Source organism: Ruegeria sp. YKSD163, assembly GCF_059612905.1.
On sequence record NZ_JBXWRM010000002.1, the window covers coordinates 264,561 to 283,200 of the forward strand.

At 66.7% G+C, this 18,640-nt stretch carries 16 protein-coding genes; 10 read left to right on the forward strand and 6 right to left on the reverse strand.

Annotated elements, in window-relative coordinates:
- The first annotated feature begins 60 nt into the window (after positions 1 to 60).
- Positions 61 to 555 carry a hypothetical protein gene (locus tag AC2FNA_RS04095; RefSeq protein WP_496824677.1) on the forward strand — a complete coding sequence of 165 codons (495 nt, stop codon included), beginning with the start codon at positions 61 to 63 and terminating at the stop codon, positions 553 to 555.
- Here the strand turns inward: AC2FNA_RS04095 and AC2FNA_RS04100 are convergent.
- Genes AC2FNA_RS04100 through AC2FNA_RS04110 form a run of 3 tightly spaced genes read right to left on the reverse strand, consistent with a single transcriptional unit; the run spans position 543 to position 2,766 of the window.
- Entirely contained in the window at positions 543 to 899 is a 357-nt protein-coding gene (locus AC2FNA_RS04100; RefSeq protein WP_496824679.1) for a DUF1636 family protein, read from the reverse strand. The genes AC2FNA_RS04095 and AC2FNA_RS04100 overlap by 13 nt on opposite strands.
- A gap of 55 nt (positions 900 to 954) precedes the next feature.
- The gene (locus AC2FNA_RS04105) at positions 955 to 1,905 is read right to left on the reverse strand and encodes a LysR substrate-binding domain-containing protein (protein WP_496824680.1); all 951 of its coding nucleotides are present in this window, start codon (positions 1,903 to 1,905) and stop codon (positions 955 to 957) included.
- A 33-nt stretch (positions 1,906 to 1,938) separates the two neighbouring features.
- Positions 1,939 to 2,766, reverse strand: coding sequence for an aspartate dehydrogenase (locus AC2FNA_RS04110; RefSeq protein ID WP_496824682.1), 828 nt, complete (start codon positions 2,764 to 2,766; stop codon positions 1,939 to 1,941).
- Between the two features lie 113 nt (positions 2,767 to 2,879).
- On the opposite strand from AC2FNA_RS04110, the gene AC2FNA_RS04115 reads away from it, so the two are divergent.
- Complete coding sequence (locus AC2FNA_RS04115) at positions 2,880 to 4,979, forward strand: xanthine dehydrogenase family protein molybdopterin-binding subunit (protein WP_496824684.1); 2,100 nt, start codon at positions 2,880 to 2,882, stop codon at positions 4,977 to 4,979.
- Positions 4,976 to 5,929, forward strand: a complete 954-nt coding sequence (locus tag AC2FNA_RS04120) for a dihydrodipicolinate synthase family protein (RefSeq protein WP_496824685.1) — start codon at positions 4,976 to 4,978, stop codon at positions 5,927 to 5,929. Before AC2FNA_RS04115 ends, AC2FNA_RS04120 begins: the two co-directional genes overlap by 4 nt.
- A 75-nt stretch (positions 5,930 to 6,004) precedes the next feature.
- On the opposite strand, the gene AC2FNA_RS04125 is transcribed toward AC2FNA_RS04120, so the two are convergent.
- Complete coding sequence (locus AC2FNA_RS04125) at positions 6,005 to 7,555, reverse strand: acetolactate synthase large subunit (RefSeq protein WP_496824687.1); 1,551 nt, start codon at positions 7,553 to 7,555, stop codon at positions 6,005 to 6,007.
- A 128-nt stretch (positions 7,556 to 7,683) separates the two neighbouring features.
- On the opposite strand from AC2FNA_RS04125, the gene AC2FNA_RS04130 reads away from it, so the two are divergent.
- The 7 genes from AC2FNA_RS04130 (at position 7,684) to mdoH (ending at position 17,198) form a co-directional block, all read left to right on the forward strand.
- Positions 7,684 to 8,157 (forward strand): DUF302 domain-containing protein, encoded by a 474-nt coding sequence (locus AC2FNA_RS04130; protein ID WP_496824688.1) that lies wholly within the window; start codon positions 7,684 to 7,686, stop codon positions 8,155 to 8,157.
- Positions 8,158 to 8,230: 73 nt separating this feature from the next.
- Entirely contained in the window at positions 8,231 to 9,850 is a 1,620-nt protein-coding gene (locus tag AC2FNA_RS04135; RefSeq protein ID WP_496824689.1) for a thiamine pyrophosphate-binding protein, read from the forward strand.
- On the forward strand, positions 9,837 to 11,030 hold the full coding sequence (locus tag AC2FNA_RS04140) for a CaiB/BaiF CoA transferase family protein (protein WP_496824691.1): 1,194 nt from the start codon (positions 9,837 to 9,839) through the stop codon (positions 11,028 to 11,030). Before AC2FNA_RS04135 ends, AC2FNA_RS04140 begins: the two co-directional genes overlap by 14 nt.
- Positions 11,031 to 11,206: 176 nt before the next feature.
- Positions 11,207 to 12,577 (forward strand): tetratricopeptide repeat protein, encoded by a 1,371-nt coding sequence (locus AC2FNA_RS04145; RefSeq protein WP_496824693.1) that lies wholly within the window; start codon positions 11,207 to 11,209, stop codon positions 12,575 to 12,577.
- Positions 12,578 to 12,604: 27 nt separating this feature from the next.
- Positions 12,605 to 13,831, forward strand: coding sequence for an OpgC family protein (locus tag AC2FNA_RS04150; protein ID WP_496824695.1), 1,227 nt, complete (start codon positions 12,605 to 12,607; stop codon positions 13,829 to 13,831).
- Entirely contained in the window at positions 13,828 to 15,327 is a 1,500-nt protein-coding gene (locus AC2FNA_RS04155) for an OpgD/OpgG family glucan biosynthesis protein (RefSeq protein ID WP_496824697.1), read from the forward strand. Before AC2FNA_RS04150 ends, AC2FNA_RS04155 begins: the two co-directional genes overlap by 4 nt.
- Complete coding sequence (gene mdoH / locus AC2FNA_RS04160) at positions 15,327 to 17,198, forward strand: glucans biosynthesis glucosyltransferase MdoH (protein ID WP_496824698.1); 1,872 nt, start codon at positions 15,327 to 15,329, stop codon at positions 17,196 to 17,198. The genes AC2FNA_RS04155 and mdoH overlap by 1 nt, the downstream gene beginning before the upstream one ends.
- 4 nt (positions 17,199 to 17,202) lie before the next feature.
- On the opposite strand, the gene AC2FNA_RS04165 is transcribed toward mdoH, so the two are convergent.
- Both AC2FNA_RS04165 and AC2FNA_RS04170 read right to left on the reverse strand, forming a co-directional pair.
- Positions 17,203 to 18,021 carry a CE1 family esterase gene (locus AC2FNA_RS04165; protein WP_496824700.1) on the reverse strand — a complete coding sequence of 273 codons (819 nt, stop codon included), beginning with the start codon at positions 18,019 to 18,021 and terminating at the stop codon, positions 17,203 to 17,205.
- Complete coding sequence (locus AC2FNA_RS04170; protein ID WP_496824702.1) at positions 18,018 to 18,485, reverse strand: rhodanese-like domain-containing protein; 468 nt, start codon at positions 18,483 to 18,485, stop codon at positions 18,018 to 18,020. The genes AC2FNA_RS04165 and AC2FNA_RS04170 overlap by 4 nt, the downstream gene beginning before the upstream one ends.
- Between the last annotated feature and the right edge of the window lie 155 nt (positions 18,486 to 18,640).

Consider the following 18,640-nt stretch of genomic DNA (forward strand, 5'->3'; position numbering starts at 1 on the left):
GTCGACTTATATGCCCCGCCGGACCCATCCGGCGGGGTTTTTCTTTGCTAGGAGACTGATATGTCCCGCTCTCTCGCTCTGTTCGCCATCGGCCTTGTCTTTGGTGGCGGTGCCGGTTTCGTAACCGCGGCGGCCTATGGCGTTACCTTTGACGGTCATGATCATGGCGACGCGGCCCAGCATGGCGCCCATGACGTGGCGCAAGGCGGCCACGACCACGCCCAGGCCACCCATCTGCCCGCTGGCCCCGACGCACCCGGTGTGTCCGTAGCACTGACCCGTGATCCGATGTCGGGCTGGAACCTGCATGTAAGCCCGCAGAATTTCCGCTTTGCCCCCGAAAATGCCTCGGCCAGTGACGTGCCGGGCGAAGGCCATGCTCATGTTTATGTCAACGGCGTGAAACTGGCCCGGCTCTATGGCGAATGGATGTATATCCCCGACCTGCCCAAAGGCGCGGTCGAGGTGAAGGTCTCGCTGAACGCCAACAGCCACAGCCCGCTGATGGTCGATGGCACCCCGGTCGAGGCCGTGGTCACGGTTCAGGTGGAATAGGCCGGAATCCGCGCCAGCAGGCATTCCCGCAACCGTCCGCAGGGACGGGCATCGGAAATCCAGCCGCCGGGGCTGTCCAGATAGACACGGCAGGTGGCGGCAATATCGTCGGCATCCGCCACCACGTCGAGATCCGAGAACACATAGCTGGCCCGCCCCGGCCCCTGAAGGGCCAGCGCCACCGGGGTGGCGCAGGCGCCGAAACAGGCATGCTCTACCAGCTCCACCCGCCCGATCAGCCCGGCGCGCTTTAACGCCTCGGCCACGGCGGCCCGCTCGGCCCCGTGCTCACGGTCCCGCTCGCCCTGACAGCTGGAGCAAAGGGAAAGGCGCATGTCGCTCATGGTGACTCCTTGATCGGTGCCGAAGATGTGGCGCATCGGGTGCGCCGGGGCAAGCTCAACGCGTCATTTGCGCGGCCTCAACCCGCAGCGCATCCAGCACGCCGGCGACCGAGGGCGACAGGCTGGCGGATTTGCGCATCGAGACGCCCACCGGCCCGATCGGGATCGGCACCGCCCAGTCGACCCGCGCCAGCGCCCCCGCGCTGATATCGTGGCGCGGCACATGCGCGGGCATCACCGCCAGCATGTCCGACCCCAGCAACAGACCCCGGTTGGCCAGGTAAGAGACCGATTCCACCGCATAGGGTGGCGCGCCACCACCCAGATCGACAAACACCTGATCCAGCTGACGGCGCAACGTGGTTTCCGCCGGTGGCAGAATCCAGGGGTATTCCATCAGATCGGTCAGCGCGGGCGCGGCATGGCGATGCACGGGATGGCCGGTGCGGGCGACACAGATCACCTCTTCGTCAAACAGCCGCTCTTGCACGATCTCGGCCCGGTGCCGGTGCATCGGCAAGCGCCCGACCACCAGATCGACATCGCCCGAGCGCAGCGCCGGCATCAGCACCTCGTTGGTGCCCTCGACCAGTTTCACCACCAGCCCGGGCTTCTCGGCCAATAGCCGGGTCAGCACGCGGGGCAGAAACTCGGCCGAGGCGGCCAGCAGCGTGCCCACCACCACGCGCCCGCCATTGCCTTCGTTCAGATCGTCTAGCTCTTGGGCCGCATGGGAAATCTGCGCCAGGATCAGCTTGCCATGCCGGATCAGGGCCGCCCCGAACACGGTGGGCACCATGCCGCGATTGGTGCGGTCGAACAGCTGCACGTCGAAATCCAGTTCCAGATCCTTGATCAGCTTGGTGGCGGCGGGCTGGGACATGTTCAGCGCCTGCGCCGCGTGCAGGATCGAATGCCGCTCGCCCACGGCGACCAGCAGGCGCAGCTGTTTCAGCTTGAGCCGGGTCAACACGCGCTCGACGATGCGGATCTGGGTGCGGTTCATGGGTTTCGCGATATCACGAAGCTTGGCTATCGGTCAAAACGATAGCCGGATCGCCGCGCCGCGCTGTCGCAGCGCCGCCAGCAGGCTGAGCGCAGTCAGCGCCGAGGAACGCGGATTGCCCGGCAGCGGCAACCCCTCGATCTGAAACCGGAACCGGCCAAAGGCGCCCTCGGCCGCGATCTCGTGGATATTGGCGGTAGCGCCCGGATCGGCGATCAGCTCGGCCCGGGTGGCGTCCAGCCCAGCCCCGGCCAGTGCCACTGCGGCGGCCACGTTGGCGTTCTTGGGATAGGCCTGCGCCGCCGCGCGCGCGGTGCCAGTGAAATGGGTGACAGGACCGGTAAGCGCGTCCAGATCCAGCACCTTTTCGGCACGACTGCCGCGCCAGCCCTGCGGGGGCTTGCGCCCGGTATAGGTGACCTGCAAGCCCGTCCCCATCGCCGCCGCCGCCAGCGCATCCAGCGCCCCGATCGCGCCCGACGCAAGGCACAGCCTTGTCCCACCAGCGCGGGCGGCAGCCTCCAGCTCGGCACAGAACACCGCATCGGCCAGCGCACCGACCGAGACGGTCAGCACCTCGACCCCCGCGCCCAGCGCCGCCACCCCATGGGCACGCAGCCCGGAATGACCGGCGCAATCGACCAGCAGATCAGGCCGCTCGGGCAGGCCCTGCAAGGCTTGCGCCACCGGCACGCCCAGCGCCGCGCGCGCGGCCTGATCCCGCCCGGGCCGGCAAAGCGCTCCGGTCAGCTGCACGCCGACAGGCAGATGCGCCGCCACATGGGCGGCAATGGGCCCGTGCCCGATCAGTGCTATTCTCACCCTGTCCCCCTTTGGCCAACTGCCCCATAGTTTCCACATATCAGAACGATTGTGATATGCCGATTGCGGATAGCAGGATGCAATTTCGCGATTTGTGCCCACCCGGTCAGGCTTGCAGGATCGTGGCACCCGCCACCGTAGCCGAGAGCCCCGTGACCCGATCCGCGCCCTATACCGGACAAGCGCTGCCCAGGCGCGAAGACCCCCGCCTGCTGCGGGGCGAAGGGCGCTATGCGGGCGATATCCACCTGCCGGGGGCGCTGCATCTGGCCTTTCTACGCAGCCCCTATGCCAGCGGGCGGCTCGTTGCCTGCGATACCTCTGTCGCGCGGGTGATGCCGGGCGTGGCGGCGGTGCTGACCGCCGCCGACCTGGGCACGCTGGGCGGGCTCGAGGTCAACCCGGTGCTGCCGCTCGACCATGCCACACCTTACCCGATCCTGGCCGGCGACACGGTATCGGCGGTGGGCCAGCCGATCGCGGCGGTGCTGGCCGAAACGCCGGGACAGGCGCTGGACGCGGTCGAGGAGATCTCGGCAGAGATCGACGAGACCCCCGCCCCGCCCCCCGAACTGTTGGCCATGCAACATTGGCAGAGCGGCGATACGGCCGCCGCGTTCGCCCGCGCCACGCATGTGGTCGCGGTCCGAGTCGCCCATCCCCGCCTTGCCCCCAGCCCGATGGAGCCGCGCGCCATCGCCGTCCTGCCCGAGGGCGGCGGCCTGACCGTCTGGCTCTCCACCCAGACACCGCACCGGGCGCGGGCCGACCTTGCGCGCATTCTGTCCCTCGACCCGGCCCAATTGCGGGTGATCGCCCGCGATGTGGGTGGCGCCTTTGGCATGAAGGCCTCGCTTTACCCCGAAGAGGTGCTGGCGGTCTGGGCCGCGCATCATCTGGGCCGCCCGGTGCGCTGGACCGCCACCCGCAGCGAAGAGTTCCTGTCGGCCACCCATGGCCGGGGGCTGACAAGCGAAGGCCAGCTTGCCATCGACGGTGACGGGCGGTTTCTGGCGCTCAAGGCCCGTGTCGAGGCGCCGCTGGGCCATTGGCTGCCCAATTCGGCGCTGATCCCGGCCTGGAACGCCGCCCGCATTCTGCCCGGCCCCTATGACATCCCTGCCACCGATCTGGGCACCAGCGCCCGACGCGCCCATACCGCGCCCACCGGCATCTATCGCGGCGCGGGCCGCCCCGAGGCCTGCGCGCTGATGGAGCGTATGGCCGATGCCGCCGCCCGCGCCACCGGCCTTGATCCCGCCGAGATCCGCCGCCGTAACCTGCACCGCGCAAGCGGCCCGCGCGACCTGCCCGCAGGCCGGGTCGAGGGGGCCGATTATGCCACAGCCCTCGACCATTTCCTGACGCTGGCGGATTACCCCGCCTGGCGCGCCCGGCGCGACGCAAGACGCGCAAAGGGGGCCTTGGCCGGGATCGGCCTCGGCTTTTACGTCGAACCCTCGGGCAAGGGGTGGGAAAGCGCCCGTGTCACCCTTGAGGCGGGCCGCGCCACGGTGGAATTTGGCGGCAGCAGCCAGGGCCACGGGCGCGAAACCGCGCTGGCCCAGATTGCCGCCGACGCGCTGGAGCTTTCGCCCTCCGATATCACCGTGCTGCATGGCGACACCGCCACCTGCCCGGCGGGCATCGGCGCGCTGGCCAGCCGCAGCACCCCCATCGGCGCCAGCGCCGTACTCGAGGCCTGCCGCGAGATCATCCGCCGCCGTGACGCGGGCGAAGGTGAACCGATCACCGCCGACACCGTCTATACCGCCCCTGGCGAGGCCTGGGGTCATGGCTGCTACCTCGCCGCGATCGAGATCGACCGCGACACCGGTGCCCCGCGCCTGACGCATATGGCCTGCCTCGACGATGCCGGGCGGCTGATCAACCCGCTGCTGGCCGAGGGACAGGTGATGGGCGGCTTTGCCCAGGGCCTGGGCGAGGCGATGATGGAGGCCCTGCATTTCGACGACGGGCAGCTGCTCACCGGCTCGTTCATGGATTACGCGATGCCGCGCGCGGGTGACCTGCCGCCACTCACCATCCACAAGACCGAGACGCTCGCCACCACCAACGCGCTCGGCGCCAAGGGGATCGGCGAGGCCGGCACCATCGGCGCCCCGGCGGCGATCCTGAACGCCGCGCTCGATGCGCTGGCGCCGCTGGGTGTGACCGATCTGCAAATGCCGCTTACTAGCCTGTCGCTCTGGCAGGCGATCACCGATGCAAGCAAGGGACGTGAGACATGAAATACGCGAAAAGCGAGGCCAAGGACCATGCCCGCGAACATATGCGCGGCATCTGGGCCGCCGCCCTCAACCCCTTTGCCGAGGATCTGTCGTTTGACGAGGCCGGTTTTCGCCGCAACATCCGCCACTGGGTCGATGATCTGGGGATAGAGGGCCTCTTTGTCTGCGGCAAACAGGGCGAGTTCTTCTCGATGTCGCTGGAGGAGCGCAAGCGCAACCTCGAGGTTGCGGTCGAGGAATGCGCCGGACGCGCGGGCACCATGATGTCGGTCTCGGACCAGAATTTCGACACTGTGCTGGAACTGGCACACCATGCCCAGGACGTGGGCGCCGATTACATCGTGGTGCACGCGCCCTTGCTGCATTTCGTGCATGATCGCGACGCGCTGCTTTACGAATACTACAAGGCGATCAGCGAGGCGGTCGATATCGGCATCGCCATGTGGAGCCACCCCGACAGCGGTTACCTGATGAGCCCCGAATTGTGCGCGCGCATTGCCGATCTGCCGAATGTGGTGGCGATCAAATACTCGGTCCCGCGCGAGATGTATGCTCGCCTGACCGAACTGGCGGGCGACCGGATCCAGGTCTCCACCGCGTCCGAGGAGGAATGGTTCGACAATATCGTGGAACTGGGCTGGCGGCTTTACCTCTGCTCCTCGCCGCCCTACCAGCTGCAAACCGCAAACGACCGGCGCATGCATGACTATACCCAACTGGCCTTTGCCGGCCGCATCGACGAGGCCCGCGCCATCCGCGACAGCCTCGACCCGGTGCGCCAGGCGATCAAATCCACCAAACCGGGCGGCAAGCCGCAGGCGCATGGCAAATACTGGCAAGAGCTTCTGGGACAGACCGGCGGGCGGGTGCGCTTTCCCATGCAGGAACTGACCGAGGCTGAAAAATCCGCCACGCGTGCTGCCTTTGAGGCCTGCGGCCTGCGACTCTGACCCTTCATTTCGCCCAAAATACTCCGGGGGAGTCGCGCAAGGCGCGACGGGGGCAGCGCCCCCTCCCCGGCCCCGCTAAAGCAGAACCTCGATCAGCTTCGGCCCCGCCTCGGCAAATCCCCGCTCCAGCGCCAGCGCAAACTCTTCGGCCCGCTCGACCCGGACAGCAGGCACACCAAGGCTTTGCGCCTGCCCGATCCAATCGATGGCGGGCCGCTCCAGGCTCAGCATGTCGAGCGCGCGCGGGCCGGGGTTCATCACTCCTACCCCCGACAATTCGCCCAGCAGGATGCGATAGCTGCGATTGGCCCAGATCACCACGGTGATATCCAGACCTTCACGCGCCATGGTCCACAGCGCCTGTGGCATGTACATGGCCGAGCCATCACCGGTCAGCGTCATCACCTTGCGGTCGGGGCAGGCGATGGCCGCGCCGATGGCGGCGGCAAGGCTATAGCCGATGGAGCCGCCGCAATTGTTGATCCATGTATGCGGCGCAGCGCCCAGCGTGGCGCCGTGAAAGGCGCGTCCCGTGGTCACCGACTCGTCCAGCACGATGGCGTCTTCGGGGATGTGTTGGCCCAGCACGGCGGCAACGCTCTCGGGCGTGCAGGGGCCGCTGACCGATCCCTGCACGACAGGCGGCGCGTGCACCGGCGCGGCACCCGCAGCGCCCACCGCCTGTTCCAACCCTGCCAGCGCGCCGTCCAGATCGGCGGCCCAATCGGCCAGCGCGATGATCTCGGCCTCTGGATGGGTCAGCACGGCGGGTTTGCCCGGATAAGCGAAAAAGCCGATGGGTGGCCGCGCACCCAGCAAGACGATGCGCCGAAACCGCGACAGCGCCTCCACTGCCATATCGATCGGATAGGGCACGCGCGCCACCGGCACCCGGCCCGCGCCGCGCTCCATCCGCGCATTGGCCCATTCCGACAGCAACGCGCAGCCAGTCGCCGCCGCGATACGGCCCGCGCGTTCGAGATTTTCGGCGCTCAAAGCCTCACCCCCGAGCAGCAACAGGCTGTCCGGCCCTCTCAGCGCGGCGGCGGCCTGTTCCAACGTCTCGGCCTCAACCGGCGCCCGCGCAGGCACCGGTCGGGCGGGCGCGACCTGCCCACCCGAGGTCCAGGCCGTGTCAGACGGCAGGATTAGCGTTGCCACCTGCCCCGGCGCGCTGCGCGCAGCCTGCACCGCGCGGGCGGCATCGCGCCCCACATCCGCCGCCGAAAGCGAGGTTTCGACCCAATGCGAGACCGGCCACGCCAGCCCCTCGATATCCGCCGTCAGTGGCGCGTCCAGCTCGAGATGGCTGGCTGCGTGCTGACCCACGATATTGACCACGCCCGACCCGGCCTTCTTGGCGTTGTGCAGGTTCGAGATCCCGTTGGCCAGGCCCGGCCCCAAATGCAGCAAGGTCGCCGCCGGTTTGCGCGCCATCCGGTAATATCCATCCGCCGCCCCGGTCGCGACCCCCTCGAACAGCGCCAGCACCGAGCGCATGCCCGGCACCTGATCGAGCGCCGCCACAAAATGCATCTCAGACGTGCCGGGATTGGTGAAACAAGTATCGACCCCGCTTTGCAGCAGGCTGCGCACCAGGCTTTCGGCGCCGTTCATTTCGCTCATCACCCTCGCTCCTCGCAATTGGGGCGAGCCTAGGCGCAGAGCCGCGCGGCGTAAACTGTGCACGATATCGTGAGCACCGGGGGGCGGTGAAATCTGGCATCAAGGGACAAGCAAAGGAGAGATCCACCATGCGCCTTGCCATCCTCGCCCTGATCACCTGTCTTGCCCTGCCCGCGCTCGCCGCCGATCTGACGCCGCGCCCGGGCTGGGCGGTGCACGCCACGACCAAGACCCATGCGCAACTGGTCGAGGATACCCGCGCCGCGATCACCGCAAACGGGTTGGGCATCGTCACCCAGGCGGGCCCGACCGAGGCCGCCGCCCGGCGCGGTATCACCATTCCCGGCAACCGGGTCATTGGCGCCTTCAACAACGATTTCGCGGTCCGGATACTGGCCCTGTCCACCGCCGCGATGATCGAGGCGCCGATCCGATTCTACGTCACCGAGAACGCCGACGGCTCTGCCACGCTGGGCTACAAGCTGCCCTCGCAGGTGTTTGCCCCCTATCTGGACGAGGGCGGCGACGAACTGGCCGCCATTGCCGCCGAGCTGGACGCGCGGTTTGCAGCGGTGGCGGCGCAGGCAATCGCCTCACAGTGACGTGACCCCCCTTGCCTTCGGACGCAGGCTCCGCAATCTCGGCCAGAACCGATGCCTGTAACGGAGCCCCACCATGTCAGACCCCCTTCCCCGCGCTGCCGACCTGCTGGCCCGGCGGCTGTACGAGGCGGGCTGCCGCCATGCCTTTGGCATGCCCGGCGGCGAGGTGCTGACGCTGGTCGATGCGTTGGACAAGGCCGGGATCGCCTTTCATCTGGCCAAGCATGAAAATGCCGCAGGCTTCATGGCCGAGGCGGTGCATCACCGCGATGGCGCACCCGCCATCCTGCTGGCAACGCTGGGACCGGGGGCGATGAACGGGGTCAACGTTGTGGCCAACGCGTTGCAGGACCGGGTACCGATGATCGTGCTTACCGGCTGTGTCGATGCCGACGAGGCGCTGACCTATACCCATCAGGTGATGGACCATGCCCAAGTGTTCCGCCCGATCACCAAGGGCAGTTTCCGCCTGACCGCCGAAGGCTCGGATATCATCGCCGACAAGGCGGTGTCGCTGGCGATGCAGCCCCGGCCCGGCCCGGTTCACATCGACGTGCCGATCGGCGTGGCTGATACCCCGGTACGCGAGACAAGGCGGCGGCGGCTGACCCCGGCGGCTCCGGTGGCGCCCGGCGGCACCTGTCTGGAAACCGCCCGCCGATGGGTCGCCGAAGCGCGGCGCCCGCTGGCGGTGATCGGCCTCGACGTGCTGGCAGACAACTCGAAATGTGTCCTGCAAGCCTTTCTGGAACATTTCGAAATTCCCTTTGTCACCACCTACAAGGCCAAGGGCATCCTTCCCGAGGATCACCGCCTTTGCCTGGGCGGCGCGGGTCTGTCACCACTGGCAGACAGCCACCTTTTGCCGCTGGTCAAGGCCGCCGATCTGATCCTGTGCCTGGGATATGACCCGATCGAGATGCGCCCCGGCTGGCGTGAGGTCTGGGACCCCGAACGCCAGCGGGTGATCGACATCTCGGCGGTGGTCAACGACCACTACATGCATCAAGCCGGGATCAATATCGTCGCCGATACCGGCGCCACGCTGGAGGCCATCGCCAAAGGCACACCGGGGCACCCTACCTGGCCCGGGGGCCAACCACAGGCGGCCCGCGCCGCTCTGGCCCGCGCCTTTCCCGAAGACGAAGAGTGGGGGCCCGCCGCGATCATCGCCGAGACCCGCGCCACCCTGCCCGAAGGCACATTGGCCACCGCCGATAGCGGCGCCCATCGCATCCTGCTCAGCCAGATGTGGCGCTGTGACGAGCCGCGCGGGCTGATCCAGTCCTCGGGCCTGTGTACCATGGGCTGTGCCCTGCCGATGGCAATCGGCCTCAAACTGGCCGAACCCGACCGCCCGGTTATCAGTTTCTCGGGCGACGCCGGATTCCTGATGGTCGCCGGAGAGCTGTCGACCGCCGCCGAGAAGGGCGGCAACCCGATCTTTCTGGTCTTTGTCGATGCCAGCCTGTCGCTGATCGAGCTGAAACAACGCGGCCGCCAGTTGCCCAATCGGGGCGTCGATTTCGGGCATCACGACTTTGCCGCCATCGGCCGCGCCTTTGGCGGGCATGGACACACCGTGCGCTCGCGGGCAGAGTTGCGCGCGGCGCTGGAAGCGGCGCAGGTCGCGGACCGGTTCACGGTGATCGCCGCCGAAATTGCACGAGGGGATTACGATGGCCGGATCTGAACAACCCAAAGGGCCGCTCGACGGGGTGCGCGTGCTGGACCTCAGCCGCATTCTGGCGGGGCCGACCTGTACCCAGCTCTTGGGTGATCTGGGCGCCAATGTGATCAAGATCGAGAACCCCGGCTCGGGCGGTGACGACACCCGGCAATGGGGGCCGCCCTATGTGACCGACTCCGAGGGCAACCCCAGCGACCTGAGCGCCTATTTCATGGCCGCCAACCGCAACAAGAAATCAGTGGCGCTGGATATCTCGACGCCCCAGGGGCAGGCACAAATCCGGCGTCTGGCGGCCCATGCCGATATCCTGATCGAGAATTTCAAACCCGGCGGGCTGGCCAAGTACGGGCTGGATTATGCCAGCCTCGGCCCCGAGTTTCCCGGCCTCGTCTATTGCTCGATCTCGGGCTTTGGCCAGACCGGCCCCAATGCCTCGAAACCCGGTTATGACCTGATGGCGCAGGGGTTCGGCGGCGTGATGTCCCTGACCGGTGACCCCGAGGGCGCCCCGATGAAAGTGGGCGTGGGCATCGCCGACGTGATGTGCGGCATGTATGCAACCGTGGGGATCCTCGCCGCGCTGCATCACCGCCAGCGCACCGGCGAGGGCCAGCATATCGACCTGGCGCTGGTCGATGCGCAGGTGGCCTGGATGATCAACGAGGGCGTCAACTATCTGACCAGCGGCGCCCTGCCCCAGCGGCGGGGCAATGCTCATCCCAACATCATGCCCTATGACGTCTATGCCACCTCGGACGGGCATGTGGTGCTGGCGGTGGGCAATGACAGCCAGTTCCGCCGGTTCTGCGGCTTTCTCGACCTTGGCGCGCTGGCGGACAACCCGCGCTTTGCCACCAACCAGGCGCGGTTGCAAAACCGCGCCGAACTGGATGCGCTGCTGCGTCCGGCGCTGGCGGCGCGCAGCATGGCCGAGGTGATTGCCGGGCTCGAGGCGCTCAAGGTCACGGTGGGGCCGGTCCAGACCATCGACCAGGTCTTTGCCAGTGATCAGGTCGCGGCCCGGCAGATGCAGATCGACATGGAGGCCGAGCCCGGCCCGGTGCACCTGATCGGCAATCCGCTGAAACTGTCGCGCACCCCTGTCACCTATCGCAGGGCGCCGCCGCGCTGCGGGCAGGACACCGAATCCGTGCTCTCCTCGGACGATCCGTTCGCAGACTGAAACATCGCCTGTCCCTGGGCGGCAAATTGCTGAAACAACAGGGGCATTCGGCGGCTTTTCCCCCATTTTCCGCACACGCGCTTTCACCAATTCGCGAGCGGCGTCGATCCTGATACGGGGCTCCAATAGACTTGGCAAAGGCGCGAACTGCCCCCTTTGCAAGGAACGGACCCGGTATGAGAGACGATGTTTTTGGACAGACCAACAGCCTGACCCGCGCGGACAGCGCCGAGGCGTGGGATGGCGTTCTGCTGGGCTTCATGGCCCATGCGTCAGTTACCCCGCAGCATCTGGCGCGGGTGTTGGAACTGGAACCCGATTTTGCCCTGGGCCATGCCATCAAGGGCCTGTTCATGCTGCTTTTGGGCCGGCGCGAGATGACGCCGGTCGCGGTCGACGCGATGGCCGCCGCCGAGCGCACGGCCGATGCGCACCCGGTGACGCCGCGCGAGGCGCATTACCTGGCCGCGCTGCGCCACTGGCTGGCAGGCAGCCCCAGCCGCGCGGTTCAGGAATTCGAGGCGATCCTGCGCACCCATCCCGAGGACACGCTGGCGATGAAGCTGAGCCATGCGACCCGATTCGTACTGGGCGATCCCGACGGAATGCGCCGCTCGATCGAGCGGGTGATGCCCGCCTATGCCCCCGATCACGCCGGGCGCGGATACCTGCTGGGCTGCCATGCCTTCGCGCTGGAGGAAACCGGCGCCTACGACAAGGCAGAGATCGCCGGACGGCAGGCGCTGTGGATGGTTTCGGACGACGCCTGGGGCCTGCATGCGGTAGCGCATGTCCATGAAATGAAAGGACAATCCGAACAAGGCCTGGAATGGCTGGCCGGGCGCGAGTCGGCCTGGTCCCATTGCAACAATTTTCGTTACCACGTCTGGTGGCACAAGGCACTTATGCATCTGGACCAAGGCCAGATTGATCAGGTATTCGATCTCTACGATTCAGCGATTCGCAAGGATAAGACAGACGACTATCGGGACATATCGAACGCCACCTCGCTGCTGTCGCGGCTCGAGCTCGAAGGCGTAAATGTCGGAGACCGCTGGGAAGAACTGGCCGATCTGAGTGCCGCGCGCACCGAGGATGGATGCCTGATCTTCGCAGACCTGCATTACCTGCTGGCCCTGACCGGGGATACCCGAGAAGACGCCATCTCGCGAATGCTGCACCGGATCAAGCGCGATGCAGACATGGCCCAGTGCGACACCACGCGCCGCATGGCCGACCCCGGACTGGCCGCAGCACAAGGGCTCGAAGCCTTTGGCGAGGGGCAGTATGGCCAAGCCTTCGACCACCTGCTGGCCGCGCGCGGCAGCATGCAGCTGGCCGGTGGCAGTCACGCCCAGCGCGACGTTTTCGAACGCATCACCATCGACGCGGGCCTTCGGGCGGGGCGTCTGGACGCAGTCGAGCGGGTGCTGGACGACCGTCGCGCCAAACGCGGCGGTCATGAAGATAGCTATGCCCTCGCCCGCCGGGCCTTGATCGAGGCGGGCCGCGACGACCGCAATTTTCACAGCGTCCCCGCGGAATGACGAGTGACACAGAAGGACCAAGGACGTATGGCGACGATTTCGCCCGCCTCTGATTTCGCCCCCACAGCCACGGCGCACCGCGCTGTGGCCACGGCCGCCAGAACCCGCGACCTGCGGCTGGATTTCTTTCGCGGCATCGCGATGTTCATCATTCTGGTGGCCCATATTCCCAGCAACCCCTGGGCCGGCTGGATCCCGGCGCGGTTCGGCTTTTCCGACGCGACCGAAATATTTGTCTTCTGCTCGGGCATGGCCTCGGCCATCGCCTTTGGCGGCGCCTTTCTGAAACGGGGCTGGTGGATGGGCACCGCGCGTATCGCGTTCCGGGTCTGGCAGGTCTATTGGGCGCATATCGGCCTGTTCTTTTTCACCGCCATGTGCATGGCAGCGCTGGACCTCTCGGGCCTGTTTGAAAAGAGCTATGTAGACGGGCTGAACCTGCAGCATTTCTTTGGCGATCCGATGTCGCAGATCGTGGGCTTGTTTACGCTCACCTACGTCCCCAACTACTTCGACATTCTGCCGATGTATCTGGTGGTTCTGGCAATGATGCCGCTGATGATGGGGCTGAAACAGGTCGGGTTCTGGGCGATGGCGCTGGCCTCGGTGCTGATCTGGGCGGTGGCCCAGACCGGTGCGCTGGCGCTGCCGGCGGAACCCTGGTCCGAGCGGCAATGGTTCTTCAACCCGTTCGGCTGGCAATTGCTGTTCTTTACCGGCTTTGCCTTCATGCGCGGCTGGATCCCGGCTCCCCCCGTCCACAAGGCGCTGATCTGGGCGGCGGCGCTGTTTGTGGTACTGTCGGCCCCGTTCGGCTCCTGGAAGGTGTTTCTTTGGGTCGATGCCTGGAACTCCACCGTCAGCGAGCCGATCCGCGAGACCTGGAAAGTGACCGGAGAGCTGCGCGACAAGACCGATTTCGCGCTGCTGCGCTATGTCCATTTCCTGTCGCTGGCCTATCTAGGCTGGGTCGTCGCAGGCGACAAGGGCGCGCGGTTACTGCCGCAGGGCGATGGCACAGTGGCGCGGGCCTGGCAGATGGTGCTGAACGTCATCCTCAAGGTCGGCCAACAATCGCTGGCGGTCTTCGTCTTCTCTATGGCCGCCGCTCGACTGCTGGGCGTGCTGCTCGACATCGCCGGGCGCGATGCGCTCAGCGTTCTTGCCGTCAACCTGTTCGGCTTCGCCCTGATTGCAGCGGTTGCCTATGGCGCCGCCTGGTTCAAATCGCATCCCTGGAAATCCCGCACATGATGCTGTCTCGCCGTTTCTTTCTGGCCTCTGTCTCCTCTCTGGCGCTGGTGCCGCGCGCCTTTGCCGCTGCACCTGCCGAGCCTTTCGAGCGCGAGATGGTGACCGCCATGGCGCGCGATCTGGCAACGCGCGCTTACGCGCCACGCCCTAGCGTGCCCGAGCCCTGGCAGGCGCTGACCTATGAGCAATACCGCTCGATCCGGTTCCGCATCGACCACGGGCTGTGGGCCGGGACCGAGACCCCGTTCAGCGTCGATTTCTTCGCGCCCGGTCTCTATTTCCCGCGCGCCGTTCAGGTCGAGTCGGTCGAGAGTGGCATGACCCGCCCGGTGGCCTTTGAAATGGACATGTTCGATACCGGACCCGAGGTGCCGCCGCTGCCTGCCGACGAGGCATTGGGCTTCTCCGGCCTGCGTCTGCGCACCGAGATGCACCGCCCCGGCGAGACCGATGAATTCTGTGTCTTTCAGGGGGCCAGCTATTTTCGGGCCATCGGCCTGGGCGAGGCCTATGGCCTGTCGGCGCGCGGTCTCGCGCTCAAGACCGGCGATCCGATGGGCGAGGAATTTCCCGATTTCATCCGCTTCTGGCTGGAACGTCCCGAACCGGGCCAGCGCGCCATGGTGGTGCATGCGCTGATGGACAGCCCCTCGGTCACCGGTGCCTACCGGTTCGAGGTCACCGCCGGCGAGGATACCGTGATGGAGGTCGAGGCGACGCTGTTTGCCCGCGAGGACGTCGACCATGTGGGCCTCGGCCCGCTCACATCAATGTTCCTTTTCGACGCCACCGATCGCACCCGGTTCGACGACTTCCGCCCCGCCGTGCATGACAGCAACGGGTTGATGATCCGAAACGGCGCGGGCGAGGTGATCTGGCGGCCGCTGGCCAATCCGCGCGCATTGCAGATCTCGTCGTTTGTCGACGAGAACCCGCGCGGGTTCGGCCTGATGCAGCGGGCACGCGACTTTGCCGATTTTGCCGATCTCGAGGCGCATTACCACCGCCGCCCCGGCCTGTGGGTCAAACCGCATGGCGATTGGGGCAAGGGCGCGGTGACCCTGGTCGAGATCCCCGCCGATCAGGAGATTTATGACAATATCGTCGCCTATTGGCGCCCCGCGACCCCCTATGCCGCCGGCAGCGAGATTTCGCTGTCCTATCGTCTGACTTGGGGCGAGGAACCGCACCGCACGCCGCTGCCACGGGTGATCCGCACCGCCATGGGCGAAAAGACCTTTGGCGAGGGGCGTCTGGTCGTCATCGACTTCGAAGCCAGCCCGCTGTTCGACGATGTCGACGCGCTGGAACCGATCGTGCAGTCGCCCCATACCGAAATCGCCCCGCCGGTTCTGCAACGCAACCCCGATACCGGTGGGATGCGACTGGCGTTTTCTTTTGTTCCGGGCGAGGCACCTCTGGTCGAATTGCGCGCGCAATTGCGCCACGACAAGGAACCGGCGTCGGAAGTCTGGCTTTACAGGTGGACCGCGTGATGCGCGACGATCTTCATATCATGCCGCCCCGCGCGCCGCTCGACATGCGCGCGCAGGATTTCAGCGCCGGGTTCCGCGACGCGCAGGCCCCATCCGACACCGCGCCGCAGGACGTGGCGCTGTGGCGGGTGCTTGCCTTCTCGCCCGCCATGGCAGCGACGCTGGCGCTGGTCTGGCTGATGGGCGACTGGTTCTCGGACAGCGGTATCTCGGTAATCGAGCTGGTGCTGCTGGCGCTGATCTCGTTCAACTTCTTCTGGATCGCCTTTGCGGTCAGCACAGTTCTGTTGGGCATGCTGTCGCTGTCGCGGCAGCCCGCACGAACTCGCGCAGGCCGGGCCGAGCCGCTGAAGGTGGCCTTGCTGATGCCGGTCTATAACGAGGTGCCCTGGTATGTTCTGGGCAATGCCCGCACCATGCTGGAGGAACTCAAGGCGCGCGGCGGCCAGCATGAATACGCCATGTTCATCCTGTCCGACACCCGCGACGACGCCATTGCCGCGCAGGAACAGGCCAGTGTCGAGGCGCTGCGCACCACGCTGGCACCGGATCTGGCGCTCTACTACCGCCGCCGGGTGGAAAACACCGACCGCAAGGTGGGCAATATTGCCGATTGGGTCGCCGGCTGGGGCGCCGACTGGGACGCGATGCTGGTGCTGGATGCCGACAGCCTGATGACCGGTCGCGCCATCGTCCGGCTGACCGACGCGCTGGCCCGCGACCCCGGCGCCGGGCTGATCCAAAGCTTTCCGCAACTGATTGGCGCACAATCGGTTTTTGCCCGGATGCAGCAATTCGCCAATGGCGTCTATGGCGCCGCCTTTGCCGAGGGCATGGCCCGCTGGTGCGGGCAGGAAGGCAACTATTGGGGCCATAACGCGATCATCCGCACCGCCGCCTTCGCCAATTGCGCGGGCCTGCCCAAGCTGCGCTCGCTGTCGGGGCGCGAAAAGCTGATCATGAGCCACGATTTCGTCGAGGCCGGACTGTTGCGCCGGGCTGGCTGGTCGGTGCGCTTCCTGCCGCGCATCCGGGGCTCTTACGAGGAAACCCCGCCCACCCTGATCGACCACGTACTGCGCGACCGCCGCTGGTGCCAGGGCAATCTGCAGCACCTGAACCTGCTGACCGCGCGCGGCTTTCGCTCGGTCTCGCGGTTTCACATGTTCCACGGCGCGATCGGCTATCTGATGTCGCCGATCTGGTTTGCCCTTTTGGTGATGTGGGCGCTGATCGGGCATGGGCAGGATGGATCGGTGCTGCAGTATTTCAGCCCCGACAACCCGCTGTTCCCGCAATGGCCCGAGATGAGCGAGGGCCGGCATGTGCTGATCATTGTGGTGATGTATGCAATGCTGCTGTTGCCCAAACTGCTGGGCATCGTGGCGCTGCCGCTGAGCGGCGCGCATTACTCGGATTTCGGCGGTGCGGGCCGCTTCATGCTGTCCTTCCTGTCTGAGGTCGTGTTGTCGATCCTCTATGCGCCGATCCTGATGGTGCAACAGATGATCGCGGTGTTTCGCACGCTCTTGGGCATCCAGAAGGGCTGGTCACCACAGGCCCGCGACGGCGGCACCTATGGACTGGCCACGCTGGTCAAATGCCACGCGCTGGAAACGGTGAGTGGGCTGGCGCTGAGTACCGGCATCGCGCTGGGGCTGGTATCGGTCTGGCTGGCACCTATCGCGCTCAGCCTGGCGCTGGCGGTGCCGCTTTCGGCGCTGTCGGGCGTGTCGGCGGGCACCGCGCGGCGGCTGATCGGCATGCGCGAAGAGTTCCGCGAGCCCGCGATCACCCGCAGCGCCCGCGCCTATCGCAACGAGCTGAAGACCTTGCTGGAACGCGGCAGCCGGATTCACCCGGCCGAGTGAGGGATCAGGGCGCGGGCAGCGCCTCGACCCAGTCGGCCATCATGTCGGCCCAGCCTTCGGGCACCGTATGGCCGCCGGGAAACAGCGCGAATTCCAGCGAACCGCCGCTGCATCCCTGCCAGCGGCGGCGCAGAAAAGGGCCAGTCTGATCAAAGCCGTCCGGCTTGTGCTCGACGCAACCATTGGTCAGGCGCCACAGTTCCAGCCCGGCAAAGATATCGCCTTGTTGGAACCGGCCACTTCCCAGGAAACGCCCTTCGAGCGGCACCACCGGATCGGCCCAGCCATGGGTCTGGAACAGGTGCACCGGACCTGCACAGCTGTCGGGCTGCGGGCGCCAGAACCCGCCCGAGACCGGCACATAGGCCCGATAGGCTCCGGGCGTGGCGCAGGCCAGATAGGTCACCATGAAGGCGCCAGCCGAAAACCCGCCCAGCACCGCCCGCTCGGCATCGAGCCCGAAGCGCGCGCTGGCATCGGTCAGAACCTGGGTCAGAAAAGCGGTCTCGTCCCGTCCCTTCCATCCGGGAAAGAAGGTCCAGCTGCGCGGGCGACCCGGGGCGCGGGACTGGCCATCAGGCGCGATCACAGCCCAGCCTCGCGCCAGCAAGGGCGCTACCAGCCGCGCATTGCGCAGGGTCGCCGCGCCCTCGCCGCCATGACCGTGCAAGAAAATCAGGACCGGCGGGTTCTCGGCCTCGGGCACGGCGATGTGATATGTGCCGTCTGCGGTCTCGCAGGGGGCTGCCTCAGCCGCGCACCCCGCCTGCGCGCCTTGCCCCCAGAGACCGGCCAGAAGAGCCAGAACCGCCGCGCTCCTCATTCCAGAGCCTCGGCATGGGCCACGACCGGCAGTCCAGCGCGCAGCCAACCCGACCCCGCGCGCGAGCCGAGCATGCCCTCGGGCACGTCGATGATGCCGGTGAACCCGGCCTGTGCCAGTTGGTTGGCCAATCGGGCCGAGCGTACCCCGCGGGCGCAGATCAGCGCGATGGGTCGGGTCCGGTCGCCTTCGGCCAATTCGTCGAGCGCCGTCACGAAATCCTCTCGCCGCATGTCGAGCGGGTGCGCCCCCGCACCGAGCCCCGTCGAGGCCCATTCATCGGGACGACGGATATCGACCAGCAGCACCTTGCCCGCGATGGCCTGCGCATGTGCCTCTTCCACGCTCAGGGCGCCACCGGTGAAATCCTCGGGCGTCAGCAGGTATTCCCGCACGGCAAATCCGGTCAGCGCAACGGCGCCCAGCACCAGCACGGCCCGGCGGCCAACCCGGTGGGCAAGCATCGTGGATGCGGTCAAAGCAGCGTCCTTTCTGTCGAATTCGTCTGTTTCTAACACGGGCAGGTCCCTGCCGCGCGCCTGGAGTGGCACCTGAATGATCAAGAAAACGTCAGTCCGGAATATATGAAACATTCTGTCGCGCCGAAACTTCGGGCTTT

Bases quoted from the DNA above. Each gene is read 5' to 3' on its own strand.
- AC2FNA_RS04095 (WP_496824677.1), top strand. From the start codon at position 61: ATGTCCCGCTCTCTCGCTCTGTTCGCCATCGGCCTTGTCTTTGGTGGC.
- AC2FNA_RS04100 (WP_496824679.1), bottom strand. From the start codon at position 899: ATGAGCGACATGCGCCTTTCCCTTTGCTCCAGCTGTCAGGGCGAGCGG.
- AC2FNA_RS04105 (WP_496824680.1), bottom strand. From the start codon at position 1,905: ATGAACCGCACCCAGATCCGCATCGTCGAGCGCGTGTTGACCCGGCTC.
- AC2FNA_RS04110 (WP_496824682.1), bottom strand. From the start codon at position 2,766: ATGTGGAAACTATGGGGCAGTTGGCCAAAGGGGGACAGGGTGAGAATA.
- AC2FNA_RS04120 (WP_496824685.1), top strand. From the start codon at position 4,976: ATGAAATACGCGAAAAGCGAGGCCAAGGACCATGCCCGCGAACATATG.
- AC2FNA_RS04125 (WP_496824687.1), bottom strand. From the start codon at position 7,555: ATGAGCGAAATGAACGGCGCCGAAAGCCTGGTGCGCAGCCTGCTGCAA.
- AC2FNA_RS04130 (WP_496824688.1), top strand. From the start codon at position 7,684: ATGCGCCTTGCCATCCTCGCCCTGATCACCTGTCTTGCCCTGCCCGCG.
- AC2FNA_RS04135 (WP_496824689.1), top strand. From the start codon at position 8,231: ATGTCAGACCCCCTTCCCCGCGCTGCCGACCTGCTGGCCCGGCGGCTG.
- AC2FNA_RS04140 (WP_496824691.1), top strand. From the start codon at position 9,837: ATGGCCGGATCTGAACAACCCAAAGGGCCGCTCGACGGGGTGCGCGTG.
- AC2FNA_RS04145 (WP_496824693.1), top strand. From the start codon at position 11,207: ATGAGAGACGATGTTTTTGGACAGACCAACAGCCTGACCCGCGCGGAC.
- AC2FNA_RS04150 (WP_496824695.1), top strand. From the start codon at position 12,605: ATGGCGACGATTTCGCCCGCCTCTGATTTCGCCCCCACAGCCACGGCG.
- AC2FNA_RS04155 (WP_496824697.1), top strand. From the start codon at position 13,828: ATGATGCTGTCTCGCCGTTTCTTTCTGGCCTCTGTCTCCTCTCTGGCG.
- mdoH (WP_496824698.1), top strand. From the start codon at position 15,327: ATGCGCGACGATCTTCATATCATGCCGCCCCGCGCGCCGCTCGACATG.
- AC2FNA_RS04165 (WP_496824700.1), bottom strand. From the start codon at position 18,021: ATGAGGAGCGCGGCGGTTCTGGCTCTTCTGGCCGGTCTCTGGGGGCAA.
- AC2FNA_RS04170 (WP_496824702.1), bottom strand. From the start codon at position 18,485: ATGCTTGCCCACCGGGTTGGCCGCCGGGCCGTGCTGGTGCTGGGCGCC.